This window comes from Nocardia sp. NPDC059240, assembly GCF_042753865.1.
Lineage (GTDB): Bacteria > Actinomycetota > Actinomycetes > Mycobacteriales > Mycobacteriaceae > Nocardia.
In genome coordinates, this window is the sequence record NZ_JBHZAC010000006.1 from 1 (window position 1) to 23,325 (window position 23,325).

Sequence of the window (23,325 nt, forward strand, 5' to 3'; positions counted from 1 at the left end):
CGGCGCCCAGGATGGTGGCGGTGGAAGCGGCGGCGAGGACGGCGGCGGCGAGGAATTTCTTGTTCATGACCAAAGAGTGGGCCGGGCCACCAATCAGATTCCAACAGAAGACTATTGGGGCGCACTTCTCAGTAGAGCGGCTGACTGGACAATGACGTCGCGGAGAGCAATACGAACAGGAAGGCCGCAACGGCGAGGACTGCGTGGACGGTGATCAGCAGGCCGTTTCGCTGCGGGGCACGGATTGCAGAGAAGAGACACCAGGCGGCGACCGCGCAGGCATTGACGGAGAACAGCAGGTCGGCCAACTCCAGGTGGGAACGGGGATAGGAGGGCGAGAGTTCGGTGACGCCACCCGACGGGGTGCGGACATACTCCGGCCCCTTGCCCGCCCACCGGGCGAAGACGAAGGCCGCGACCAGATTCCCCACAGTGAAGAGCCCTCCGAAGACTCCCGCCACCACGGTCCCACGACGGCCGCCGCCTACCGTGGTTCCGGCGGCTCGGTACATGGTCATTTCACGCTCCTCGAAACGGTTCGGCGCCGTGGATTGCCAACACGGTAGCCACCGAGCGCAACCAAATGGCGAAAGCATCGTCTACGTCGACAGTGGTACTCACGCCCCCGGCCGCCTCGAGCCAAGGGCGGACCGCGGCGGTCTGGTGGGGTTGCGGTAGTGGCTCGGGAAGCGTTGCGGCGCTTCGAACTCCCCCTGCCCGGACGAAATCGGCGAGGAAGGCGACGGAGCGGGGAAAGACGCCGAGTCGCCGCAACCGTACCGCCGCTGCGACCGCACCCCGTCCGTAAAGCTCGCGACCGGCGGCTGAATTCCGATCTGCCAAACCAGCTTCGACCAGCGCGCCGATATCGACCTCGGCCAGGTCGGCATCGGTCAGGGATTCATGATTCATGATGGCCGCCGTCCATGTCAGTGTGGAAGCAGGATGCCGGCGACGTTGGGCGGAACGCCACTGGCTTTGCCATCCGAGCCGGGAAGCTCATTCATGCGGCTGTTGATGAACGAGTCCTCACTGACCCAACTGGTAGTACCCCAGGGATTGTAGATTTCGAGCTTGTCACCGTCATGGCCGATGATCAGCACCTGATGCCCTATCCCGGTTCCGCTGAGTTGGATCGGGACCGGCTGGCCCTGATCGACAGCGAGTTCGATGGCCGGTAGTGCGGCTTGGCGGGCATTGGCGTCTCCGACCGACAGCTGCTCGTAGGTTTGCCCGGTAGCGGCACCGATCTGCTCGTCGGCGATCTTGCGCCCTTCCACGGGGGTCATGCCCTCTTGCCCGCGGAAGTCCTGCTTGAAACGGTCAACGAGGGAGCCTTCGTCTCGACCATGGTCGTAGAGGCTCGCCTGCTCGTCACGCAGGCGCTTCTCGAAGGCTTCCTTGCTGGTCGAGTCTGGATCATCAGGCTTGTTGCCGGTCGTCAGCTTCAAGTTGTAGGCCGGATCAATCATCGCCCGGGCGGTGATCGTCGACGACGCCACGCAGGTGGGGTAGGTGCCCTGCGTCCATGAGGCCGGATCCTGCTCCGCCGGCTGATAGTCGACTTCGCCGGGGTCGGTCTTGTTGATGATCGGGGACAGATGCTGCTGCAACCAATCCGGGTCGTTGCCGTGACCGTGGATCAGGCTGTCGAAGGACTCCAGTTCGCCGATATCATGCCCAGCGGCAAGGGTTTTCATCAGATAGGCCCGCTCTTCGGGGGATTTCGCCTGCGACAACAACGCATCGAACCGCTTGCGATCGTCGTCACTCATCTGATCGAGCCGCTGCCCAGCCCGCTGTGCCTGTGCGAACGTCAGGATGCGGTTCAGCTCGGTTTGCCCCTCCGGGTTGGCGGCCTCACCCAGCACTACCCGGTCGGACGCATCCAGGTTGCCGGATTTCAGCGCATGCGCGTGGGCCTCACTCGTGAGTTTGTTCAGGTCGCGAGCGGCACGCGCACCTGCCGCCACAGCCGCATCCATCGCTGCCAGCAGTCCGATTCCACCCTGCACAGCCAGCGAGCGGGCGGAAGCGAAACTGCCCGAGTCACATTGGCGCGCCGCATCCAACAAGACGTCCTGTGCGTTGGCGTGCATCTGATGGGCGTCGAAGATCCCGTCCGACAGGACCGACAAGATCGTGCGCACCTTGCCGAGAACCGTTGCGGCATTGGCGATATCCTCGGCCACCGCCACCACGACATCACCTGCCAGCACGGATGCACGGCCGGTCCAGATTTCCGGAAGCTTCTGGTCCGATGCCTGCACCAGCTCGATCGAGACCTGATCGGTCGGTGAAGCGGCGCTGCCGAAGACGTCCGCGAGGCCACCGAGAGCGACCGGATCGCCCTTGGGCGGTGGGATCTGCCGCATGATGCTCACCGACAGGGGCACGGCGGTGAAGTTCAGGTAGAGGCGCAGCAGCGCGGCGTTCACCGTGTCGCGATAGGACATGATCGTTACTGGTTCGGCGGGATGAACGCCCGGAACTTCTGCGACCAATACACCTCATGCTGGGTGTAGGCGTCAGCTGCGGCACCGAATTTGGTTCCGATTTCGTCGAGTGCGTCCGCGTTCAGCGAGAATTCGTCGGCCCACGCCTCCAGGAACGTGCCATAAGCGCCGGCCGCCTCACCGAGGACGTCCTCGGAGGCCGCTGACACACTGAGCAGTGTCGAACGGACACCTCGCAAATCGCCGGCGCGGTCTCCAACAAACTTCGCCAGCTGCACAATCCCCGCCTGGTCAGCTGAAAAGCCGCCCCCACCCGACACGTCGCCCCCTCGTATTAATGCCGCAGTCCGGAAGGTAAGCGTAGTAATTCCTGACGCGCCACGGCAAACGGAGACGGTATGGTCCTTGAAACCCACAGCCGGACAGGGATTTCCACGGCGCCCATCGACGACCCACCTGGTTCGCGATCAGCTGATACCCTGCGGGTCGCCAACTCAGGCTCCAGTACCGGGAGAGCATCGATGAACAGCAGTGCGGAGCAGGCCGCGGGACTCAGCGAGCAGGTCCAGCAGGCAATCTCCCAGGTTCGCGGCAGCGCTCGAACACCCGGTGGCGCAGTGCAAATCGAAACCGACGCGAATGGACTCATCACCGATCTTCAGCTTTCCCGGTCCGCCCTGTCGGTCGAACCCGACCAGCTCGCGAGAGCGATCACGCAGTGCCATGAGACCGCCGTGGAGCGAGCCCAAGCCGAGGTCGGCAGAGTCTTCGCGCAATTGCGGGACACTCCCATGCTGCCGACACCGAAAACCCCAGTCGAATCCACGGAGTGGGAAGAGCTTGCCCCGAGCCGCATCACACACTCGGTATGACCGGACGGGGCGCATTCCGTTCCTTCCTGTCGATATTCAGTCGATCTTGACGCTCATGCCGTAGTCGATGGTGTTGTGGTGCGGCGAGGAGACGCGCAGCTGGTAGGAGCCGTCGCAAGGGAGGACGACGCGGGACCACTGGCGGTCGTAGGACAGGGTGCCGGTCGGGCCGGTGATGGTGACGACGGCGTCGGACCAGTCGGGGCTGGCATCGACGATCATGACCTGGCCGCCGCGGGCGTCGACCTGGTAGGTGTCGTGGCTGAAGCCCTGCAGGTGACCGTTCACGTAGCCGTTGTCGGTGTTGTAGGCGAAGTAGATCTGGTGCACGTCGTCGGCGGAGGCGGAACCGGCACCCAGGATGGTGGCGGTGGAAGCGGCGGCGAGGACGGCGGCGGCGAGGAATTTCTTGTTCATGACCAAAGAGTGGGCCGGGCCACCAATCGGATTCCAACAGAAGACTATTGGTGCACTACTCAGGGGGTCGGGGTCGGCCAGTAGACGGTGGTCGGCTCGACTCGACCGGTGTCGGTGGAGAAGTCCGGGGTGGGGTTGAAGATGTTCCACAGGATGCCGAGCACCAGGATGATCCAGAGCAGGACCTTCGCGCCCTGCGAGACCAGCAGCGGGCGGGTCGGGGAGGCGGGGACATAACCGGGGGCGGGCAGCATGCCCGGCTGCGGGACGGGACCGTCGCCGAACACCCCGGTCAGATAGGCCGGGGTGAGCATCAGCCAGTAGGCGTCGGTGCGGACCTGGCAGCGCAGGACCGCCGCGGTCGCCTGAAAGATCATGGCGGGCATCCGGCCGGTGATCAGCATGATCAGCCAGACGATCACGGCGATCACCGTCCAGCCGGTGGCCATCCAGCTGTTGAGCGCCAGGATCGGGATCGCCAGGATGAAGCGGAAGAACACGGCCCAGCGGTTCAACCGTGTCGGAGCCGGGAACTGTACGCGCACCGGATAATTCGCCTCGACGTCGAGGCTGAACGGCGGGTAGACGTCTACCAGCAGGTACATGTAGGCCAGCACCCGGATGGTGTAGGCGAAGGTGGAGCGCAGGAAATCACCACACCACTCCGGGAGCGCGCCGAGGAACAGCGCGCCGAACCAGCCGATGACGGCCACCACCGCCGTCGCCAGACCCAGGATGACCAGGACCAGCAGTTGCGGGATGGCCAGGATCGCCCGCAGCAGCACCGTCCAGCGCCGATGCCGCTCGGGCGGAAACACATCGAGCCCGACGATGGGTTCCGGCATCGGCTGCACCGCCTGGTACTGATCCATGACACGCACTCGCTTCCCGGTCCGTAAAGACTGAAAGGTGACGTTTCATGGTCAGCGTCTCACAGCGACCGCACCGGACCCGTCAGGCCGCGCCCGATTCGAAGGCGGTCATGGTGCCCGCAGTCGTGTCGGGTTTCTCCCACGGCGCCGGCTCCGGGAAATAGGTGTCCAGGAATTCGGAGACGGCGCGCACCCGTTCGGCCTCCGGGACCTCCGGGAAACTGCCGTCGTTGAGGCAGAAGAAATCGACATTGCGGCGTTTGGCGAGACCGTCGAGGAGGGCCAGGCCGGTGTACATGGTGGTGTCGACGTAGCGGACCTTGGCCGCCTCCTGCGGGACCGCGCGACCGGTGAGCAGGGCGTAGTAGTGGTAGAGGGAATTGGTGACCGAGATGTCGGTGGCCGCACGGAAACGACTGGCGCGGGTGCGGGCGAAATCGTCGGCGAAAACCTGCTCCATCTCCAGTAGCACGCTGCGGCGCAAGGGAACCGGCGTGTGCTCGAGATGACGGGTGATGATGTGGCCGAACCGGCGGGTCAGCAACCCACGATTCACCCGGGCCGCGTTCTCGAAGCCGCTGCGGCGTTCGTTATTGGTACCCGGGCCGATTCGAGTACCCGCCTCGATATAGCGGCTGATGCCGGCGGGCGTGAAGAACATGGACGGGCGGACCGGCCGCGCGAAGAACATATCGTCGTTCGAATACAGGAAATGCTCCGACAGACCCTCGATATGCTGCAACTGGCATTCCACCGCATGGGAATTGAACACCGGCAGCCCGCTGGTATCCGAGAAGTGATCCACCGCCCGCACGACCGTCACCTGGGGATCCTCGGCCAGCCAATCGGGCACCCGGGAATCGGTGGCGATGAAGATGCGCCGAATCCACGGCGCGTTCTTGTGCACCGAGCGCAGCGCGTACCGCAACTCGTCGATCTGCCGGATGCGGGCATCCGCCTCGTCACCCTCGCCGACCACCACCTGCGCCAGCATTCCCGCACGGCGAGCACGGAATTCGGGGTCGGTGCCGTCGACCCAGGAGAACACCAGATCGATGTCGAAGCCGACATCGGTCGAATGCGGGGTGAACATGCCCGCGAGGGTGGGCCAGCTGGCGTCGTAGAGCAGCACGGTGGTCGGTTCCACATCGGCCACGTCGAAAACCATGCGGGTCAAGGCATTCGGGCGCGGGCACTCCACGGTGTCACCGTGGTACTCCCACAGTTCGATGTCGACGTGGTGGGCCGGATCGAGATCGCGGCTGAGCCGGAAGACATTGTGCTGCTTCTCATTGCAGCGGAATCCGGCGACCATGGTGGCGCCCAGCACCCGTCTCAGGGCCGCCCGGTGGCCGCTGTCCACGGCCAGCACCAACCGATGATCGGCGTCACGCACCAGCAGATAGGGCACCTCGGCGAGGGTCAGTTCACCCCGCAGATAACGCAGGTCGTCCAGCACCGCACTCGATACCACCAGATTCGCCACCGTCGCGCGACCCACCAACTCGTCCACCATCACCGTCTCCGCTCTGTTCGCACTGCACACCTCACGCCTGCACCCCGCGCGCCGACACGGCCCCGCGCCGGCCCGGCGGGGTTCCGGAGGCGACGCGTACCGTGAAAACCGTTGTGCAGTCAGAAGAACGGAGCTGACAGGGTGGTGCGGGGCATGGTCCACGGTCGTCGCTGATACGGCCGGTATGCCATTCGCACTCACCTCACTCGGTTGGGTGACGCCTGTCGCGTCGATGGGAAAGCTGTTGCGTACTTCACCGGGCGGTCATCGGCCGGTTACTCGCATGACCTCGTTCAGACGAGGGACTGTAACGAATGATGCAACCGTTATCGGTTCTCGTCAATCCGTTTCCCCGCAGGTCCAGCTGTGTTTTCACAGACTTAACGGACGAAACCGACGAGTCCGGCCAATCCTATACCCGATTCGGACGCCAGCGGGCCAGCGGCGCAACGGCATACACTTGCGGCAGCACAGTCCAGCCCGCTGTGCGCAACGCCGACGGTGAGGTGACGCGGATGGTAGCCGACGCGCGGGAACGTCAGGAGCCCTCGACAGTGAACCAACAGGAACACCCCGAACTCGACGCACTTCCCGAGTGGCCGCTCGACACCATCGCGGTCCTGGTGACCACCGATCCCACCCCGCATGCCATCCCGGTCTCCTGGCCGGTGCGCGCCGGGGAGCGTCGAATCCTGCTGAGCCTCAAGTCGGATCGAGGTTCGCTGGCCCGGCTGCGCGAACGCCCCGAAGTGGCGCTGCTGATTCTGGGCGGCGGCAATGTGGCGCTGTGCGCGCGCGGCAAGGCCCGCGTCATCGCCGACCCGCTGCCGGGCGCCGACGATTATGTCGGCGTGGAATTGACCGTCGAGGTGATCGACGACCATCGCCAATCGGCTTTCCAGGTCGCCACGGGAATTCAACGCACCGTCCAGGACGACACCGAACTACGCTATCTGGAGAAACGGGTCGCGACGCTGAAGGCAATGGCGGCCGATCAGAACTGAGGAACTAAGGAGACCGCGTGTCTGTCAGCTTGGCCAAGGGCGGAAACGTTTCACTGTCCAAACAAGCCCCGAACCTGACCAAGGTCGCCGTGGCGCTGGGCTGGGATGTGCGCACCACCACCGGTGCGGACTACGACCTGGATGCCAGCGCCATGGCCTGCGGATCCAATCAGCGCGTGCTCTCGGACGCGCACTTCATCTTCTACAACAACCTGCGCTCCCCCGAGGGCACCATCGAGCACACCGGTGACAACCTCACCGGCGCGGGCGACGGGGACGACGAGGTGATCAATGTCGACCTGGCCGCCATGCCGCCGACCATCACCAATATCTTCTTCCCGGTTTCCATCCACGAGGCCGACATTCGTCGCCAGTCCTTCGGCCAGGTCCGCAATGCCTACATTCGCGTCATCGACGCGGTGACCAACTCGGAGCTGGCCCGCTTCGACCTCACCGAGGACGCCTCCACCGAAACCGCCATGGTCTTCGGCGAGCTCTACCGCCACGGCCCGGAGTGGAAGTTCCGCGCCATCGGCCAGGGCTACGCCTCCGGCCTGGCCGGTATCGCCCGCGATTACGGCGTGAACGTTTGATCGTCGCCTTCTCCGTCACCCCGCTCGGCGTCGGCGCGGACGTCGGCCGCGCCGTCGCCGAAGCGGTCCGGATCGTCCGCGCCAGCGGCCTCCCCAACGAAACCAACGCCATGTTCACCATGATCGAAGGTGAATGGGACGAGGTCATGGCCGTCGTCAAACAAGCCACCGACGCCATCATGGAAGTAGCCCCGCGCTGCAGCCTGGTGATCAAAGCCGACATCCGCCCCGGCGTCACCAACGCCATGCAGGCCAAGGTCGACACCGTCGAGCGCTACCTCGCCGAAAGCTGAACTCAGGAGATGCGTTCGCGGAGCCAGTCGGGGATTTCGTCGCCGGCTCGGGGGTAGGTGGCGAGTTCGCGGCGGCATTCGTCTGGTTCGGGGAGGGGGAGCCAGTCGGGGACTTCCTTGAAGGACAAGGTGAATTGGGCCTTGGAGGAAGCGGCCTGGAGGACTACCTGGCCGCTGAGCCAGGTGCCGGTCATCTGGTCGTAGCAGACTTCCTTGAGGCGGTTGAGGAGCATGAGGGTCTCCTCGGAGGGTTGCAGCTCCTCGGGGTCGGCATCGGTGATGTCGACCTGGATGCCGGTGTGGCCGTCATCGCCGACCAGGCAGAACCACAGGACCGCGAGCTGCCAGTGCTCCGGCAGCGCATCGGTGAGCGCGCTGACCAGGGCGCTCTCGACCATGTCGCGGTCGGCCGAGCGGGGCGCGCCGGGAGCGGCGGGAGCCTGGGCGGGGTCGTCCTCGAGAGCTCGCACCACCAGGTCCGGATGATGCCGGCGCATGGCATCCACCACGGCCGGAACCGGGACGGCTAGTCGCTCGGGGACGATGTAGAGCGGGCGCTCCGGATGCTTGCGTGCGGTGACATCGCCGAGAGCCCGCACGCGGTCGTGGAATTCGGCGGGATCACGCAGCACCACCTCCGCGAATCGCTCGGTGTGGCCGCCCTTGCGTAGCCGGCCGATGCCGAGGCGCAGCCGCTCCACCTCGGCCCACGCCACATGCGGATAGCCGCGATACGTGAAGCCCTGATCGGTGATCAGCAACGTGGGCTGCGGTCTGACCAGGTCGTCGAGCATGGCGTACACCCCGAAACCGAACAACGCCATGGCAACACCGCCCAGCACCCGCATGACCACGTGCTCATCACCGTCGAACACCACGAAACCGGGCAGCGCGGTCATCAGCAGGAAGAAGACCAGCGCGACGGCCGCACCCGTTCTCGACGGGTAGTACTCGGTGATCGATTCGCGCCCCGAAGCTTGCACCCCCCTGACGCTAGCCGAAACGAGCCGAAGGCAACACCGCCGTTATCACTCGGCATAGCTTCCGCTATGCCCGTTTCGGCCACCCCAATGGATTTCGCGCGGATGACGCTCAGCCGTGCGGCCAGTACTCCCGCCAGTCCGCGGCAACCAGCGCGCGGCGCTCACCCCGCGCGATTTCGGCCGCGTCCTCGGCGGCGCGAATGCGTTCGGCGAAGCCGAGAGTGGCCTTGCGCAGCCGCTCCTCGGCGCTATCGGGCCCACCCAACTCGACGACCCGCAGCGCGTCCGGGACCAGATCCTCCGGTAAACCGGCCTTGATACCTCGTGAGCGAACCTTCTCCGCCAGCGCCAGCGCGGGCTGCGCCATGGCGATGCCGTCCAGGCAGGAGCGCCGCGCCTTCTCCGCGGATTTCCGCTCCTCCCAAGCCTTTTCCTGCGCCGCGATCTTGTCGGCCACCGCGGCATCCGGATCGAAACCGTAGGCGTCGCGCTCCCCCAGCAGATGCGGGCTACGATGCGTCAGCTTGGCCACCAGCGCCGCCGCCACCTCAGCCACCGTGAATTCCCCTGCGGCCTCGGCGATCCGAGAGTGGAACAGCACCTGCAACAGCAGATCCCCCAACTCCTCCTTGATCGTCTCGGCGTCCTCGGCCTGAATGGCGTCCAGCAGCTCGTAGGTCTCCTCCAGCAGATAGGGCCGCAACGAATCATGCGTCTGCGTCACCTCCCACCCGCCGAAGCTCCACAGCCGATCCATGACATCGACCGCCTCGCCGAGCGCCTCGGTCATGGCCGCGATATCCGCCGCCTCGCCCTGGTCCCCGCCAGTCGCGGGATTATCGACATGCGTACGCCCATCCGTCATTCCGGCATCCCCTCCGTTGTCCCGGCGTGCTTTTGGCCGGGATCCACACCCGCAGTCTGGATTCCGGCCAAGGACACGCCGGAATGACGGGGTGTGTCTCCGAATTGACCGGGCGGCTCGCCGATCGGACGGTCAGCACTCATCGTGGGGCGAGCACCTCGGGCGCGACCTTGACGTCGACTGCGCCCGGGGCTTTTCCGTCCAGGGCGAGGAGGAAGTCGGCGACGAATTGGAGGACCTGGACGTCGCGGACTCGGGACGCGCCGACGCTGTCCTCGACCCGGGGTAGCGGGAGTTGGACAATGCCGGTGGTGGGGCGATAGGTGGCGTTGGGGTAGAGGCGCTTGAGGCGGAGTTGCTTGGAATCCGGCAGTTGCAGCGGGGATACCTTCAGAGTGGTTCCGGTGACGCCGATTTCGGCGATGGCGTACTCGCGGGCCAGCAGGCGGAGCTTGGCGACCGAGACCAGGCGGGCGACCTCGACGGGCAGCGGGCCGTAGCGGTCGACGAGTTCCTCGACCACGGCGGTGAGGGCCGAATCATCCTGGGCGGCGGCGAGTTTGCGGTAGCCCTCCAGGCGCAGCCGGTCGGAGGCGATGTAGTCGGGCGGGATGTGCGCGTCCACCGGCAGGTCGATGCGGACCTCCTTGACCTCCTCGTCCACCGTGATCGGGCGGCCGTCGGCGGCGGCGCGGTAGGCCTCCACCGCCTCGCCCACCAGGCGCACGTACAGGTCGAAGCCGACGCCCGCGACATGGCCGGACTGCTCCGCGCCCAGCACATTGCCCGCGCCACGAATCTCGAGGTCCTTCATGGCGACCGCCATGCCCGCGCCCAGATCCGAGTTCTGCGAAATGGTGGCGAGGCGGTCGTAGGCGGTCTCGGTGAGCGGCTTCTCCGGCGGGTACAGGAAGTAGGCGTAGCCGCGTTCCCGGGACCGGCCGACGCGGCCGCGCAACTGGTGCAGCTGCGAAAGACCCAGCGAGTCGGCGCGTTCCACCAGCAGCGTGTTGGCATTGGAGATGTCGAGGCCGGTCTCGATGATGGTGGTGCACACCAGCACGTCGAATTCGCGCTCCCAGAAGCCCTGCACGGTCTTCTCCAGCATGTCCTCGTTCATCTGCCCGTGCGCGACGACCACTCGCGCCTCCGGCACGAGGTCACGAATCCGCTTGGCGGCCTTGTCGATCGAGGCCACCCGGTTGTGCACGTAGAACACCTGGCCGTCGCGTAGCAGCTCACGGCGGATGGCCGCGGCCACCTGCTTGTCGTTGTACGCGCCCACATAGGTGAGCACCGGATGCCGTTCCTCGGGCGGGGTGAGGATCGTCGACATCTCACGGATGCCCGCGAGCGACATCTCCAGGGTGCGCGGAATCGGCGTGGCGGACATGGTCAGCACATCGACGTGCGTGCGCAGCGCCTTGATGTGCTCCTTGTGCTCGACGCCGAAACGCTGCTCCTCGTCGATGATGACCAGCCCCAGGTCCTTCCACCGCACGCCGGTCTGCAACAGCCGGTGCGTGCCCACCACGATGTCGACATCCTTGGTGGTCATGCCCTCCAGGATCTCGCGGGATTCGGCCGCGTCGGTGAAGCGCGACAGGCCCTTCACCACCACCGGGAATCCGGCCATCCGCTCGGTGAAGGTCTGCAGATGCTGTTGCGCCAGCAGCGTTGTCGGCACCAGCACGGCGACCTGCTTGCCGTCCTGCACCGCCTTGAAGGCCGCGCGCACCGCGATCTCGGTCTTGCCGTAGCCGACGTCACCGCAGACCACCCGGTCCATCGGGACCGTCTTCTCCATATCCGCCTTCACCTCGGCGATGGCGGTGAGCTGATCGACGGTCTCGGTGAACGCGAACGCGTCCTCCATCTCCTGCTGCCACGGCGTATCCGGGCCGAAGGCGTGGCCGGGCGCGGCCTGGCGGACGGCGTAGAGCTGCACCAGCTCGGTGGCGATCTCACGAACCGCCTTGCGGGCCTTGCGTTTCGTGTTCTGCCAGTCGGACCCGCCCAGCTTGGACAGGCTCGGTAGCTCGCCGCCCACATACCGCGACAGCTGATCGAGCGAGTCCATGGGCACGAACAAGCGGTCCCCCGGCTGGCCGCGCTTGCTCGGCGCGTACTCGATGACCAGGTATTCGCGCCGGGCACCGGCGATGGTGCGCTCGATCATCTCCACGAAGCGGCCGATGCCGTGCTGATCGTGCACCACCATGTCGCCGGCGGTGAGCGCCAGCGGATCGACCTGGTTGCGCCGCTTGGCGGGCAGCCGCTTGCCCTCTCCGGGTGCGGTGACCCGGTTGCCGGTGAGATCGGATTCGGCGATCACCACCAGCTTGGCGTTGTCGAACACGATGCCGTCGTGCAGCGAGCCGCACAGCACGCCGACCACGCCCGGACCCGGTTCGGCACCGGATTCCAGGGCCGCGGCGGGCACCTCGGCGTCGGCGAGGCGCTCCAGAATGCGTTGCGCCGTACCGTGTCCCGCCACCACGATGACCGCGCGGCCACCGGTGACGACCTGTGCGCGCAGCGAGGCGAAGATGGTGGCGACCAGTTCCTCGGAACCGCGCGCGGAGGCGGCGGCCAGCACCGGCAGCACGATCTCGTCGGGATGGTCGGCGGCCAGCGGGCTCAGCGTCCACCAGGGCAGCCCGCGCCGCTCGGCGTCGGCGTGCACGACATCCAGGCCGCGATAGCCCGACGCCGCCAGATCCAGGCCGTGCGCGCCCAGCGGCGCGGCCCCGCCGAAGGAGGCCGCCGTCCACGACGCCTCCAGGAATTCCTCACCGGTGCGCACCAGGTCGGCGGAGCGGGTGCGGACCTTCTCCGGATCGCACAGCAGCACATGGGTTTCCGGGGGCAGCACATCCACCAGGAGTTGCAGCTCGCCGGGCTGCAACACCGGCAGCAGCGCCTCCATGCCCTCCACCGGGATGCCCTGGGAGATCTTCTCCAGCATCTCCACCAGGGCGGCATCGGCCGCGTTCTCGACCGCCACCTCGGCGGCGCGTTCGCGAAGTGCGGTGGTGAGCAACAGTTCCCGGCACGGCGGCGCGACCACCAGCTCCACCGGCACCTCGTGGATGGAGCGCTGATCCTGCACGGAGAAGGCCCGCAATTCGGAGACCTCGTCGCCCCAGAACTCCACGCGCACCGGATGATCCGCCGTCGGCGGGAAGACATCCAGGATGCCGCCGCGCACCGCGAACTCGCCGCGCTTGCCGACCATGTCGACCCGCTCGTAGGCGAATTCCACCAGCCGCATGAGCAATTCGTCGAAGTCGAACTCCGCGCCCTTGCGCAGCACGATCGGCTCCACGTCCCCCAGCCCCGCCGCCATCGGCTGCATGAGCGAGCGAACCGTGGTGACCACCACCCGCAGCGGGCCCGAGCTACCCGGATCCTCCGGATGCGCCAGCCGCCGCAACACCTGCATCCGTCGACCGACCGTGTCCGCGCCCGGCGAGAGCCGCTCGTGCGGCAGCGTCTCCCAGGACGGGAACAGCGCGACGGTATCGCCCAGGATCTCGGTGAGCTCGGCGGCAAGATCATCGGCCTCGCGCCCGGTAGCCGTCACCACCAGCAGCGGCCGCTGCCCGGCAATGGTCGAGGCCACGAACGGCCGCACCGCCGAAGGCGCGACCAGCATTGCGGACTCCCGCCCGATCAGGCTCGCGACCTGCTGCAATGCGGCATCTTCAGCGGCCACCGCAGCCAGGCCAGCCAGAGGTGGACGATGAGTGGACATGCGGCGGACTCCTCGGCGCAGACAGGCGTTCCAGACGACCAACCGAGTCTAGTCACCCGTAATGACAGGTTGAGTACACCGCACCCGCCACCGTGCGGAGGCGGGTAAATCGAGGTTCAGAAGATCCCGGCTCTCGTGAGTCGGCGCGGCCCTCCCCACCCTTGGGGTTTCAGGGGCTTGCCCCTGAGAGTCCCGAGAGTTGGCTCTATTGCACGTAGCGGCGGAGGCGGCGGGCGGCGAATTCTCGGAAGTAGGCGACCTTCTCGTCCGGGACGATGCTCGGCAGCAAGAAGAACCAGGCGCGTTCCATGCGGGTTGCCATCTGGTCGATGGATTCGGTGCTGACCGCGACGATGTGGACGCCGGTCGTCATCTCCTGCAGGAGCAGGCCGATGGTTTCCGGATCCAGGTCGGCCTTCAAATCCCCTTGGGCGATAGCGCGTTCGGCGAGCAAACGGTGTGTCTCGCCCCATGTCTTGGCGATATTGTCGCCCGTCGCGCCGCGATAATCGCCGATCTGATGGGTGAGCTTCAGCATCGCTCCGACCATCGGATCGTTCATCGTCAGATCCGCCACCACGTAGGTGATCCCGATGCACGCCTCGAGGGCGGGCACCCGCGGATCGAAGAATCCCTGGCAGGCGCTGACCAGTCGCTCGTTGCCCTGATCGACAACCGCGCGGGCCAGTTCTTCCTTGGAGCCGAAGTGAAAGTACAAGGCGCCCTTGGTCACATTCGACTGCGCGATGATCTCCGACAGGGACGCGTTCGCGTAGCCGAGTCGCAAAAAGACATCCGCCGCGCCCGCGAGCACGGAATCGCGAGTGATCTCCGCACGCGCTTGCCTAGCCATCAGATCCGCCTGTCATCAAACCAGCCATCCTGAAGTAGACCGACATCCCGAAGTTGACCGACATCACAGTTCGAACAGCACTCGAAGGATGGGTGAACCGTACCACCCGGCTGCGCGCTGCCAGTCGATTCGAGCATTCGACCCGTCCTCCTTCGCAATTCGCTGGTTAACTGTCCAGTTCTGCCCCGCTAGGACAGACATATCAGACCAAAGTTCAGACCGACGGGTTCGATAACCCCTTGCCGCTCGGCCATTCCGACTTCAGTACGGGCTCGGCCTCCAAATGTGTGAGGCCGTTCCAGCACAGGTTCACCAGATGCGCGGCCACCACTTCCTTGGACGGCTGGCGCTCGTCCAGCCACCAGGTCGCCGCCGTCGCAACCATTCCCACCAGCGCCTGCCCGTACAGCGTCGCCAGATTCGGGTCCAGACCGCGGCGCTCGAAATCCCCGGCGAGAATGTGCGCCACCTGATTCACGGCCTCATTGAGCAGAGACGAATACGTCCCTTCGGCCGCCGACACCGGCTGATCCCGCATCAGAATCCGGAACCCGTCGGTGCGTTCCTCCATATACGTAAGCAACGCCAGCGCCACCTGCTCCAGCCGCACCCGCGACCGGTTGTTGCTCAGCGAGGCCGTGATCATCGCCAGCAACATCGACATCTCGCGATCGACCACAACCGCGTAGAGCCCTTCCTTACCCCCGAAGTGCTCGTACACCACCGGTTTCGACACCTGCGCCCGCGCCGCGATCTCCTCTATCGAGGTCGCGTCGTACCCGCGCTCCGCGAACAGCGCCCGCCCGATCTCGATGAGCTGCTGACGGCGCTGGGTACCGGTCATGCGCGCCCGCGCCGGCCGAGCTCCCTCGCTACCCGTCATCGCTGATGTCTCCCTACCTCACCGTCAGGTCGCCCATAACTGTTCCAGACTTCTCGGAACAAAGCGGCCAGGGGGCACTCACCGACCGTGTTCGCCAACGTAACAACTGATCTAGCTCGATCCGGGTAACTCACCGGGTACGGGCTGACGCGGCCACGTCGCGAGCCGCCGGTCCGCGACGAAAGGCGAGTCCCGACTGACACGTCGGCAAAAAACGCGGGGAGGCGGGACAGTTCGACGTTCGGGGGTAGTTCATGCGAGGATCAGACCCGCATGACGCTGCAATCCGCCGTGGTGTAATGGCAGCACAACTGATTTTGGTTCAGTTAGTTCAGGTTCGAGTCCTGGCGGCGGAGCTCACCAGCAGGGTCTATATGGTTTGACCCGCACATTGCTTTCCAGCACACGATGACCGGCAGCCGAGGGAGATCCATGCCACAGCAGACCGCCGTCGTCGTTCTCGCCGCCGGAGCCGGAACCCGAATGCGGTCCAAGACACCCAAGGTGTTGCACCCGCTCGCCGGTCGAAGCATGCTCGCTCACGCGTTGCATGCCGCGCACGAGATCGATCCGACGTCGCTCATCACCGTGATCGGCCACGACCGCGAAGCGGTGGGCGACGCGGTCGGCAAGGTGGGAGCGGAACTGGGCCGCCAGATCACGCTGGCGGTGCAGGAAGAACAGCGCGGCACCGGGCACGCCGTGCAATGCGCGCTCGAGGTCATGCCCGACGATTTCGCCGGCGACGTGCTCGTCACCTACGCCGATGTGCCGCTGCTGGACGGGCACACGCTCAACGCTCTACTCGACGAGCATCGCAGCTATTCCGACGGATCCGCCGTCACCGTACTGACTTTCGAGCCCGACGACCCCAACGGCTACGGCCGCATCGTGCGCGACGACGAGGGTCGCATGATGGAGATCGTCGAGCACGCCGACGCCACTCCGTCGCAGGCCGCTATCACCGAGGTCAACTCCGGCGTCTACGTCTTCGACGCGGCCGTGCTGCGAATCATGATCTCGCGCATCGATACCGCCAACGCCCGCCATGAGCTCTATCTCACGGATGTGCTCAAGCTGGCCCGCGAGGCCGGGCATCCGGTGCACGGCGCGCGCCTGCTCGACCACGCCAAGGTCACCGGCGTGAACGACCGGGTGCAGTTGGCCGGGGCCGCGCGCACCCTCAACCGCTACATCCTGGAACGGCACATGCGCGCCGGGGTCACCATCATCGATCCGGGCACCACCTGGATCGACGGGAACGTGACGATCGGCCGAGACGCCGTGATCCGTCCGGGCGTACAACTGTTGGGCGACACCGTGATCGGTGAGGACGCCGAGATCGGACCGGACTGCACGCTGACCGATGTGACCGTCGGCGACGGCGCGAAGGTGGTCCGCACGCACGGCGAGAAGGCCAATATCGGCCCGGGCGCGAGCGTTGGCCCGTTCGCCTATCTGCGCCCCGGCACCTCGCTCGGCGAGAAGGGCAAAATCGGCACCTTCGTGGAGACGAAGAACGCGACGATCGGCACCGGCTCCAAGGTTCCGCACCTCACTTATGTGGGCGACGCCACCATTGGCGAATACAGCAATATCGGAGCGTCCAGCGTTTTCGTCAATTACGACGGGGTCAAGAAGCACCACACCACCGTGGGTTCGCATGTTCGCACGGGCAGCGACAATATGTTCGTCGCCCCGGTCACCGTGGGTGACGGCGCGTACTCCGGGGCGGGTACTGTACTGCGCAGAAATGTTCCACCGGGAGCGCTCGCGGTCTCGGGTGGTGCACAGCGCAACCTCGAAGGCTGGGTGCAGCGCAATCGCCCCGGCACCGATGCAGCCCGCGCGGCCGAAGTGGCCCTCGCGGAGCTCCCGGACAAACCGGGAACCACCGAGATATCCGACGAGAAAAAGGATGGCGAACGTCAGTGACCGCGTTCTCTACCGATAACCAGAAGAATCTGATGCTGTTCTCGGGGCGCGCTCATCCTGAGCTCGCCGAGGCAGTGGCCAAGGAACTCAACGTTCACGTCACTCCCCAGACCGCCCGCGACTTCGCGAACGGTGAGACCTTCGTCCGGTTCGAGGAATCGGTCCGCGGCTCCGACGCCTTCGTGCTGCAGAGCTTCCCGGCCCCGTTGAACCAGTGGGTCATGGAGCACCTCATCATGATCGACGCGCTCAAGCGCGGTTCGGCCAAGCGCATCACCTCGGTGCTGCCGTTCTACCCGTACGCCCGCCAGGACAAGAAGCACCGCGGCCGCGAGCCCATCTCGGCTCGCCTGGTCGCCGACCTGCTCAAGACCGCGGGCGCGGACCGGATCATCACCATCGACCTGCACACCGATCAGATCCAGGGCTTCTTCGACGGCCCGGTCGATCACATGCACGCGCAGGTGCAGCTGGCCGAGCACATCCGCACCAACTACGACCTGTCCAACATCACGGTCGTCTCCCCCGACGCCGGTCGCGTGAAGGTCGCCGAGAAGTGGGCCAACTCGCTCGCGGACGCGCCGCTGGCGTTCATCCACAAGACCCGCGACCCGCTGGTGCCCAACCAGACCGTGTCCAACCGCGTGGTCGGTGAGGTCGAGGGCCGCACCTGCATTCTGATCGACGACATGATCGACACCGGTGGCACCATCGCCGGCGCGGTCAAGGTGCTCAAGGAGGCGGGCGCGGTCGACGTCGTCATCGCCGCCACCCACGGCATCCTGTCGCACCCGGCCGCCGAGCGTCTCGCCAACTGCGGGGCCAAGGAGGTCGTGGTCACCAACACGCTGCCGATCGACGAGGAGAAGAAGTTCCCCACGCTGACCGTGCTGTCGATCGCCCCGCTGCTGGCCATGACCATCCGCGAGGTCTTCGAAAACGGTTCCGTCACCGGCCTTTTCAACGGGAACGCATAACAGCCTCTCTGCTGTAGAAGCGCCCCTTCCGCGATGCGGGAGGGGCGCTTCTGTGTGAAATGGCAGTGGTAATGGATGCCCGATTCGGACAACACGCGGTAGCGTTGGACGCGGACTCGCGGTTTGCTACTGGTGCGCTGATGCGCGGAGAGGTGGTGCCGAATGGCCGACCGGCCCGACGAGGACGACGCCCGCATCATGGACGAGGTCTTCGACACCGATCAGGTCTTCGACAGTGATGTCGACAATCTCGACTACGACCTCGGCGACGACGATCAGGAAGACGACATCCGCGAGTATCAGCGGTACATCTCCGATCCCCCCGAAGACCTGGTCATTCGCAATCGCGAGAACGAGGACACCGGGCGGCTGGGCATAGGAGCCGAGCTGGACCAGGAGTGGACGCGCCGCCGGCAGCGCGAAGAGGACGGGACCGAGGACGATCGGCCCGCGGAAATCGCGGCCATGGACATCGTGGAAGAACCCGGCGACTGAATCGGCGCATAGCGAGTCCGGTTCAGGGATACCCCATGGCAAGGCGTCACTACACGACCGAGGAGGGCGCGACATGAGCACGCCACCGAACGAACCCGGTACGCCGGGCAATCCGGACGATGCGGAGTCGATCAACCTAGCCAAGCCGGGCGGGGGCTACGGGTATCCGCCGCAGGACACACCGCCACCCGCGAACGACCCGTATCCGGCGTATCCGCAGAGCACTCCGCCACCGTATCCGCAAGGCGGGCCGGGTCAACCGCCTTATGGGCAGCAGCCCTATGGCCAGCAGCCGTACGGGCAACAGCCCTACGGGCAGCCGTATCCGGGTGACCCGTACGGTGCGCCGGTGCGGTCGGGCACCCAGACCTTCTCGATCATCGGATTCGTCTGCGCGGGTATCGCACTGCTGTTGTGCCCGTTGATCGGCATCGTCGGCATCGTGCTCGGTGTCGTCGGCAACAACAAGGGTGAACCACTGGGTAAGTGGGCCGCCATCGCCGCCGGCGTGTGCATGGTCATCGGGTTCGGGATAGGGCTCGCGGTCCTCAATACCTCACGATGAATAATGGCTAGCCATGACCGCATTCACCGGGTTCCCGCTCGCCGGACTCGATTTCTACGAAGACCTGGAAGCCGATAACTCCAAGGCCTTCTGGAACGCCCACAAGCAGGTGTGGGAGGAGTCGGTGCGGGACCCGATGAAAGCGCTTGTCGCGGAACTGGAACCGGACTTCGGCGAGGCCAAGATGTTCCGGCCGCACCGGGATGTGCGCTTCGCCAAGGACAAGTCGCCCTACAAGAACCATCAGGGCGCGGTGGTCTACAGCGCGCAGTACTCCGGCTGGTATGTGCAGCTCGGGGCGGCCGGGCTGCGGGTGGCGGGCGGCATGTACGCCGCCTCGCCCGCACAGCTGACCGCGCTGCGGGTGGCCATCGACGACGAGGTGCGCGGCACCGAACTGGAAGGGCTGATCGCGCAACTAGTCTCGGCCGGATACGGCATCGGCGGGGACAAGCTGGCCACCAAACCCAAGGGTTACGAGATCGATCACCCGCGCATCGAGCTGCTGCGCCACAAATCCCTCACCGCCGGAAAGGATTTCGGCGCGCCCAAATGGCTGAGCACGCCACGCGCGGCCAAGGAGATCCGGGGAGCCTGGGAGCAGATGCGGCCGTTGATCGAATGGCTGGCCGCAGTCACCGCCCAGAAGTAGACGCTACTTCTGGGCGGTGGTAGCCGCTACCGACGTTCCGCGAGAACCAGGGCGAAACGCTCGTCCGGATCCGTCCAGACCCGCTCGGTGGTGAAACCGGCTGCGTCCAGCTCGGATTCGAGGACCTCGCGGCGGAACTTGGCCGAGATCTCGGTGCGCAGTTGCTCACCGGCGGCGAAATCGACGGTCAGGTCCAGCTCCGGGATGCGGACCGTCATGGCCTCGGTGGCTTCCAGACGCATCTCGATCCATTCCCGCTCGGCATCCCAAATCGCGACGTGCGCGAACTTCTCCGGCTCGAAGCTCGCGCCCAGGCGGGCGTTGAGCACATGCAGCACATTGCGATTGAACTCGGCGGTGACACCGGCCGCATCGTCGTAGGCGGGCACCAGCACCGCCGGATCGATGACCAGGCCCGCGCCCAGCAGCAGTTGCTCGCCCGGTTCCAGCACATCCCGGATGCCGCCGAGGAATTCGGCGCGCTCGGCGGGCACCAGATTGCCGATCGTGCCGCCCAGGAAGGCGACCATGCGCCGCCCGCCGCCCGGCAGCTTGTCCAGCGCGGCGGTGAAGTCACTGACCACACCGTGCACGTTCAACTCCGGGAACTCCGAGGCCACCTCGTCGGCCGCCATCCGCAGCGCCGAGACGGAAACATCCTGTGGCACATACTTCTGCAGCGGTCCCGCGGCGCTCAACGCGTTCAACAGCAGCCGAGTCTTGGCCGCCGATCCCGCCCCGAGCTCGACGAGCACCTCCGCCTGCGCGACGGCCGCGATCTCCCCGACCACCCGCTCCAGCAGCGCCCGCTCGGTCCGCGTCGGGTAGTACTCCGGCAGCTCGGTGATCTTCTCGAACAGCTCACTACCCCGAGCGTCATAGAACCACTTGGGCGGCAACCACTTCGGCTCCGCAGTCAGTCCCGCCCGCACATCCTCCCGCAACGCGGCAGTCAGATCTTCGTCGGTGAGATGAATCTCCACAGTCGGCGTATTCATGAACCAGCCCTTCCGATCTCGATATCCAGCGGCTCCACCGAAACCCGCCCACCAACCACCCGCACCAACTGCCGGTCTCCCACCGGCCGCCACCGCGAATCGTCATCGAACGGCTCCGAAGCCACCACGAAAAACCCGTCACCCGCCAAAACCGACAACGAGTGATGCCAAGTACTCCCCCAAATCCCCACCCCATCCCCCAATAAGAGGTTCAACCGCGCCTCGGGCGACCGCGCCAACACCGCCGCCATCACCCGCCGCACCGCCTCCCCCGGCTCCATCCCGCCACCTTCGAGCAGTCCGCGCAGGATCACCCAGAGGGCGGCCGAGTCGGTAAGGGACTCGGCCTCCAGCAGTGGGGGCGAGCCGAATTCGGCAGCCACGTCGGTCAGGACGCGGCGCCAGTCCGGGATTGCGCCGTTGTGGCTGAAGGCCCAGCGGCCGTGGGTGAAGGGGGCGCAGGCGGAGCGTTCGATCGGCATTCCCACTGTGGCGGAACGGATTGCGGCCAGGACAGCTGTGGAGCGGAGCTGGGGTAGGACCTCGCCGACGGCGGGGTCCGTCCAGATCGGTGCCGCATTGCGGTACCTGCTGACCGTCAGATCGGCTGTGGTGGAGGCGGTCTCGGCCGAGGTAGCCCGGGCCGCCGCACGGGAATCCGGGGACGCTCCGCCGTGCCAGATGACTCCCGGGCCGCCGTCGGGTGTGGCGGCGTCGGGGAGGTGCCACCAGGCGACGCCGAAGCCGTCGGCGTTGATGGTGCCGCCGCCTCGCATTTCGCGGGGTGCCCAGGATTGGGTGCGCAGCGAATACGGGCCTCGGGTGAGGAGTTCGCCTACCGGGGTGGGTGGGCCCAGGTAGGCCAGGTGGCGGCACATCAGCGTTCGTCCGGGGTGAGGTCTCTGGCCAGGCGGAAGCCGGAGAAGATTTGGCGGCGGATGGGGTGGTCCCAGTTGCGGAAGGTGCCTCGGGCTGCGACTTGGTCCGCGCCGAAGGAGCCGCCGCGCAGGACTCGGTAGTCGCCGCCGTAGAAGACTTCGGAGTATTCGCGGTAGGGGAAGGCGTGGAAGCCCGGGTAGGGGTCGAAACCGGAGGCGGTCCACTCCCAGACGTCGCCGATCAACTGGTGGACACCGGACGGCGAGGCACCGGACGGGTAGGCGCCGATGTCGGCCGGTTCCAGGTGGTGCTGGCCGAGATTGGCAAGCTCGTCGGTGGGATCGGTGTCGCCCCAGGGGTATCGGCGGGAGCGACCGGTGGCAGGGTCGAAGCGGGCCGCCTTCTCCCATTCGGCCTCGGTGGGCAGGCGTTTGCCCGCCCAGTTGGCGTACGCCTCGGCCTCGAACCAGCAGACGTGCACCACCGGCTGATGCGCACGCAGCGGCTGCATGGTGCCGAAAACCCTTCGCCACCAACGGCCTCCGCTGTCCTGCTCCCAGAACTGGGGAGCGGTCAGCCCGGCCTCGACGCGGTGCGCCCAACCCGCCTCGGACCACAGTTCCGGACGCTCGTACCCGCCGTCGTCGAGGAAGGCCAGGTACTGCTCGTTGGTGATGGGCGCGGCGTCGATCGCGAAACCGTCGACGTGGACCGGATGCGCGGGGCGTTCATTGTCCAGCGCCCACGGGTCGGTGTCGGTGCCCATACTGAATTCGCCTGCGGCAATGACGACTTCACCGCTCACCCGAACCTGCGCGGCCGGAGTCGGGGGCGCGGACAGCACCGCCTCGCCCGTGCGCAGTTGATGCGTCGCCAACATGGTCTCGTCGTGCTGCTGCTCGTGCTGGGCGATCATGCCGAACGCGAAGCCATCCTCGACGAGACCGTCACCGCGTAACGGGCTGTGCTCCAGCACATCCCACACCTTGTCGCGCACGGTGCCGACGTACTCGCGAGCCTGCACCGGATTCAGCAGCGGCAGCGCGGGCCGGTCGGCGCGCGCATGCTTGAACGCGTCGTAGAGCTGATCGATGTCCTGCCGCACGGGTTCCCGCCCGCCGACATCGCGCACCAGCCACAGCTCTTCCTGGTTGCCGATGTGCGCGAGATCCCACACCAGCGGGCTCATGATGCGCGAGTGCTGGGCCACCAGTTCGGCCTCGTCCACGCACTCGGTCAATCCGATGGTCCGCCGCCGGGCCCGCTCCAGGGTCACGGCAATGCGTTCGCGGAGCGCCTCGGTCTCGGCCCGATCGCTTCCCGGCAAATGCTGAACAGTCATGAGAGAACTTCCAATTCGTGAATCGGGCGCGCCGGAACCGCACCCGCCGCGCCGAAGTTTCGGAAAGTGCGCAGCGGGCGCTGCCCCGGCCGATGAATCCCGCGTACGCGGGCGCTGC

The 23,325-nt window shown here is 66.2% G+C and carries 24 protein-coding genes and 1 tRNA gene; 10 read left to right on the forward strand and 15 right to left on the reverse strand.

Features of this window, described 5'->3' with window-relative positions:
* Positions 1 to 128: 128 nt before the first annotated feature.
* From ACFXHA_RS22215 to ACFXHA_RS22230, 4 genes are read right to left on the reverse strand one after another with little or no spacing between them, the layout of a single operon-like run.
* Complete coding sequence (locus tag ACFXHA_RS22215; RefSeq protein WP_379359654.1) at positions 129 to 518, reverse strand: hypothetical protein; 390 nt, start codon at positions 516 to 518, stop codon at positions 129 to 131.
* A gap of 1 nt (position 519) precedes the next feature.
* Positions 520 to 912: a hypothetical protein gene (locus tag ACFXHA_RS22220; protein ID WP_379359656.1), complete on the reverse strand. Its 393-nt coding sequence runs from the start codon at positions 910 to 912 to the stop codon at positions 520 to 522.
* A 17-nt stretch (positions 913 to 929) separates the two neighbouring features.
* A complete protein-coding gene (locus ACFXHA_RS22225; RefSeq protein ID WP_379359658.1) occupies positions 930 to 2,456 on the reverse strand; it encodes a hypothetical protein in 1,527 nt (508 codons plus the stop codon).
* Positions 2,457 to 2,461: 5 nt separating this feature from the next.
* Entirely contained in the window at positions 2,462 to 2,665 is a 204-nt protein-coding gene (locus ACFXHA_RS22230; protein ID WP_379359660.1) for a hypothetical protein, read from the reverse strand.
* A gap of 312 nt (positions 2,666 to 2,977) precedes the next feature.
* Between ACFXHA_RS22230 and ACFXHA_RS22235 the strand changes: the two genes are divergently transcribed.
* Positions 2,978 to 3,328 carry a YbaB/EbfC family nucleoid-associated protein gene (locus ACFXHA_RS22235; RefSeq protein ID WP_379359662.1) on the forward strand — a complete coding sequence of 117 codons (351 nt, stop codon included), beginning with the start codon at positions 2,978 to 2,980 and terminating at the stop codon, positions 3,326 to 3,328.
* A 36-nt stretch (positions 3,329 to 3,364) separates the two neighbouring features.
* Here ACFXHA_RS22235 and ACFXHA_RS22240 read toward each other — a convergent pair whose 3' ends face one another.
* The 3 genes from ACFXHA_RS22240 to ACFXHA_RS22250 all read right to left on the reverse strand — a co-directional run bounded on the left by ACFXHA_RS22240 (position 3,365) and on the right by ACFXHA_RS22250 (position 6,133).
* Positions 3,365 to 3,745: a hypothetical protein gene (locus tag ACFXHA_RS22240; RefSeq protein ID WP_379359664.1), complete on the reverse strand. Its 381-nt coding sequence runs from the start codon at positions 3,743 to 3,745 to the stop codon at positions 3,365 to 3,367.
* Between the two features lie 59 nt (positions 3,746 to 3,804).
* The gene (locus tag ACFXHA_RS22245; protein ID WP_379359666.1) at positions 3,805 to 4,617 is read right to left on the reverse strand and encodes a DUF4389 domain-containing protein; all 813 of its coding nucleotides are present in this window, start codon (positions 4,615 to 4,617) and stop codon (positions 3,805 to 3,807) included.
* An 82-nt stretch (positions 4,618 to 4,699) separates the two neighbouring features.
* Entirely contained in the window at positions 4,700 to 6,133 is a 1,434-nt protein-coding gene (locus ACFXHA_RS22250) for a stealth family protein (RefSeq protein ID WP_379359668.1), read from the reverse strand.
* A gap of 554 nt (positions 6,134 to 6,687) precedes the next feature.
* Here ACFXHA_RS22250 and ACFXHA_RS22255 point away from each other — a divergent pair.
* From ACFXHA_RS22255 to ACFXHA_RS22265, 3 genes are read left to right on the forward strand one after another with little or no spacing between them, the layout of a single operon-like run.
* Positions 6,688 to 7,137 carry a hypothetical protein gene (locus tag ACFXHA_RS22255; protein WP_379359670.1) on the forward strand — a complete coding sequence of 150 codons (450 nt, stop codon included), beginning with the start codon at positions 6,688 to 6,690 and terminating at the stop codon, positions 7,135 to 7,137.
* A 17-nt stretch (positions 7,138 to 7,154) separates the two neighbouring features.
* Complete coding sequence (locus tag ACFXHA_RS22260) at positions 7,155 to 7,730, forward strand: TerD family protein (protein WP_379359672.1); 576 nt, start codon at positions 7,155 to 7,157, stop codon at positions 7,728 to 7,730.
* The gene (locus ACFXHA_RS22265) at positions 7,727 to 8,023 is read left to right on the forward strand and encodes an MTH1187 family thiamine-binding protein (protein ID WP_379359674.1); all 297 of its coding nucleotides are present in this window, start codon (positions 7,727 to 7,729) and stop codon (positions 8,021 to 8,023) included. The genes ACFXHA_RS22260 and ACFXHA_RS22265 overlap by 4 nt, the downstream gene beginning before the upstream one ends.
* A 2-nt stretch (positions 8,024 to 8,025) precedes the next feature.
* Here the strand turns inward: ACFXHA_RS22265 and ACFXHA_RS22270 are convergent, their stop codons facing one another.
* The 5 genes from ACFXHA_RS22270 to ACFXHA_RS22290 all read right to left on the reverse strand — a co-directional run bounded on the left by ACFXHA_RS22270 (position 8,026) and on the right by ACFXHA_RS22290 (position 15,325).
* Positions 8,026 to 9,006 carry a hypothetical protein gene (locus ACFXHA_RS22270; RefSeq protein ID WP_379359676.1) on the reverse strand — a complete coding sequence of 327 codons (981 nt, stop codon included), beginning with the start codon at positions 9,004 to 9,006 and terminating at the stop codon, positions 8,026 to 8,028.
* Between the two features lie 109 nt (positions 9,007 to 9,115).
* Positions 9,116 to 9,796 carry a MazG family protein gene (locus ACFXHA_RS22275; RefSeq protein ID WP_379360661.1) on the reverse strand — a complete coding sequence of 227 codons (681 nt, stop codon included), beginning with the start codon at positions 9,794 to 9,796 and terminating at the stop codon, positions 9,116 to 9,118.
* Positions 9,797 to 10,010: 214 nt separating this feature from the next.
* Positions 10,011 to 13,628: a transcription-repair coupling factor gene (gene mfd / locus ACFXHA_RS22280; RefSeq protein ID WP_379359678.1), complete on the reverse strand. Its 3,618-nt coding sequence runs from the start codon at positions 13,626 to 13,628 to the stop codon at positions 10,011 to 10,013.
* Positions 13,629 to 13,833: 205 nt separating this feature from the next.
* On the reverse strand, positions 13,834 to 14,481 hold the full coding sequence (locus ACFXHA_RS22285; protein WP_379359680.1) for a TetR family transcriptional regulator: 648 nt from the start codon (positions 14,479 to 14,481) through the stop codon (positions 13,834 to 13,836).
* 214 nt (positions 14,482 to 14,695) lie between these two features.
* Positions 14,696 to 15,325, reverse strand: a complete 630-nt coding sequence (locus ACFXHA_RS22290; protein WP_379360663.1) for a TetR/AcrR family transcriptional regulator — start codon at positions 15,323 to 15,325, stop codon at positions 14,696 to 14,698.
* Positions 15,326 to 15,649: 324 nt separating this feature from the next.
* Here ACFXHA_RS22290 and ACFXHA_RS22295 point away from each other — a divergent pair.
* From ACFXHA_RS22295 to ACFXHA_RS22320, 6 genes are all read left to right on the forward strand, one after another.
* A tRNA-Gln gene (locus ACFXHA_RS22295) sits at positions 15,650 to 15,720 on the forward strand.
* A gap of 76 nt (positions 15,721 to 15,796) precedes the next feature.
* A complete protein-coding gene (gene glmU, locus ACFXHA_RS22300) occupies positions 15,797 to 17,299 on the forward strand; it encodes a bifunctional UDP-N-acetylglucosamine diphosphorylase/glucosamine-1-phosphate N-acetyltransferase GlmU (RefSeq protein ID WP_379359682.1) in 1,503 nt (500 codons plus the stop codon).
* Complete coding sequence (locus ACFXHA_RS22305; RefSeq protein WP_379359684.1) at positions 17,296 to 18,276, forward strand: ribose-phosphate diphosphokinase; 981 nt, start codon at positions 17,296 to 17,298, stop codon at positions 18,274 to 18,276. The genes glmU and ACFXHA_RS22305 overlap by 4 nt, the downstream gene beginning before the upstream one ends.
* A gap of 162 nt (positions 18,277 to 18,438) precedes the next feature.
* Positions 18,439 to 18,771, forward strand: coding sequence for a hypothetical protein (locus tag ACFXHA_RS22310; protein WP_379359686.1), 333 nt, complete (start codon positions 18,439 to 18,441; stop codon positions 18,769 to 18,771).
* Between the two features lie 73 nt (positions 18,772 to 18,844).
* Complete coding sequence (locus ACFXHA_RS22315; protein WP_379359688.1) at positions 18,845 to 19,336, forward strand: hypothetical protein; 492 nt, start codon at positions 18,845 to 18,847, stop codon at positions 19,334 to 19,336.
* A gap of 13 nt (positions 19,337 to 19,349) precedes the next feature.
* Positions 19,350 to 19,988 (forward strand): DUF2461 domain-containing protein, encoded by a 639-nt coding sequence (locus tag ACFXHA_RS22320; protein ID WP_379359689.1) that lies wholly within the window; start codon positions 19,350 to 19,352, stop codon positions 19,986 to 19,988.
* Positions 19,989 to 20,014: 26 nt separating this feature from the next.
* On the opposite strand, the gene egtD is transcribed toward ACFXHA_RS22320, so the two are convergent.
* Genes egtD through egtB form a run of 3 tightly spaced genes read right to left on the reverse strand, consistent with a single transcriptional unit; the run spans position 20,015 to position 23,207 of the window.
* Positions 20,015 to 20,986, reverse strand: a complete 972-nt coding sequence (gene egtD, locus ACFXHA_RS22325; protein WP_379359691.1) for an L-histidine N(alpha)-methyltransferase — start codon at positions 20,984 to 20,986, stop codon at positions 20,015 to 20,017.
* The gene (locus tag ACFXHA_RS22330; RefSeq protein ID WP_379359693.1) at positions 20,983 to 21,864 is read right to left on the reverse strand and encodes an ergothioneine biosynthesis protein EgtC; all 882 of its coding nucleotides are present in this window, start codon (positions 21,862 to 21,864) and stop codon (positions 20,983 to 20,985) included. Before ACFXHA_RS22330 ends, egtD begins: the two co-directional genes overlap by 4 nt.
* Positions 21,864 to 23,207, reverse strand: coding sequence for an ergothioneine biosynthesis protein EgtB (egtB, locus tag ACFXHA_RS22335; protein ID WP_379359695.1), 1,344 nt, complete (start codon positions 23,205 to 23,207; stop codon positions 21,864 to 21,866). Before egtB ends, ACFXHA_RS22330 begins: the two co-directional genes overlap by 1 nt.
* Between the last annotated feature and the right edge of the window lie 118 nt (positions 23,208 to 23,325).

Bases quoted from the DNA above. Each gene is read 5' to 3' on its own strand.
- ACFXHA_RS22215 (WP_379359654.1), bottom strand. From the start codon at position 518: ATGACCATGTACCGAGCCGCCGGAACCACGGTAGGCGGCGGCCGTCGT.
- ACFXHA_RS22220 (WP_379359656.1), bottom strand. From the start codon at position 912: ATGAATCATGAATCCCTGACCGATGCCGACCTGGCCGAGGTCGATATC.
- ACFXHA_RS22225 (WP_379359658.1), bottom strand. From the start codon at position 2,456: ATGTCCTATCGCGACACGGTGAACGCCGCGCTGCTGCGCCTCTACCTG.
- ACFXHA_RS22235 (WP_379359662.1), top strand. From the start codon at position 2,978: ATGAACAGCAGTGCGGAGCAGGCCGCGGGACTCAGCGAGCAGGTCCAG.
- ACFXHA_RS22240 (WP_379359664.1), bottom strand. From the start codon at position 3,745: ATGAACAAGAAATTCCTCGCCGCCGCCGTCCTCGCCGCCGCTTCCACC.
- ACFXHA_RS22245 (WP_379359666.1), bottom strand. From the start codon at position 4,617: ATGGATCAGTACCAGGCGGTGCAGCCGATGCCGGAACCCATCGTCGGG.
- ACFXHA_RS22250 (WP_379359668.1), bottom strand. From the start codon at position 6,133: ATGGTGGACGAGTTGGTGGGTCGCGCGACGGTGGCGAATCTGGTGGTA.
- ACFXHA_RS22275 (WP_379360661.1), bottom strand. From the start codon at position 9,796: ATGACCGAGGCGCTCGGCGAGGCGGTCGATGTCATGGATCGGCTGTGG.
- mfd (WP_379359678.1), bottom strand. From the start codon at position 13,628: ATGTCCACTCATCGTCCACCTCTGGCTGGCCTGGCTGCGGTGGCCGCT.
- ACFXHA_RS22285 (WP_379359680.1), bottom strand. From the start codon at position 14,481: ATGGCTAGGCAAGCGCGTGCGGAGATCACTCGCGATTCCGTGCTCGCG.
- ACFXHA_RS22290 (WP_379360663.1), bottom strand. From the start codon at position 15,325: ATGACCGGTACCCAGCGCCGTCAGCAGCTCATCGAGATCGGGCGGGCG.
- glmU (WP_379359682.1), top strand. From the start codon at position 15,797: ATGCCACAGCAGACCGCCGTCGTCGTTCTCGCCGCCGGAGCCGGAACC.
- ACFXHA_RS22310 (WP_379359686.1), top strand. From the start codon at position 18,439: ATGGCCGACCGGCCCGACGAGGACGACGCCCGCATCATGGACGAGGTC.
- ACFXHA_RS22315 (WP_379359688.1), top strand. From the start codon at position 18,845: ATGAGCACGCCACCGAACGAACCCGGTACGCCGGGCAATCCGGACGAT.
- ACFXHA_RS22320 (WP_379359689.1), top strand. From the start codon at position 19,350: ATGACCGCATTCACCGGGTTCCCGCTCGCCGGACTCGATTTCTACGAA.
- egtD (WP_379359691.1), bottom strand. From the start codon at position 20,986: ATGAATACGCCGACTGTGGAGATTCATCTCACCGACGAAGATCTGACT.
- ACFXHA_RS22330 (WP_379359693.1), bottom strand. From the start codon at position 21,864: ATGTGCCGCCACCTGGCCTACCTGGGCCCACCCACCCCGGTAGGCGAA.
- egtB (WP_379359695.1), bottom strand. From the start codon at position 23,207: ATGACTGTTCAGCATTTGCCGGGAAGCGATCGGGCCGAGACCGAGGCG.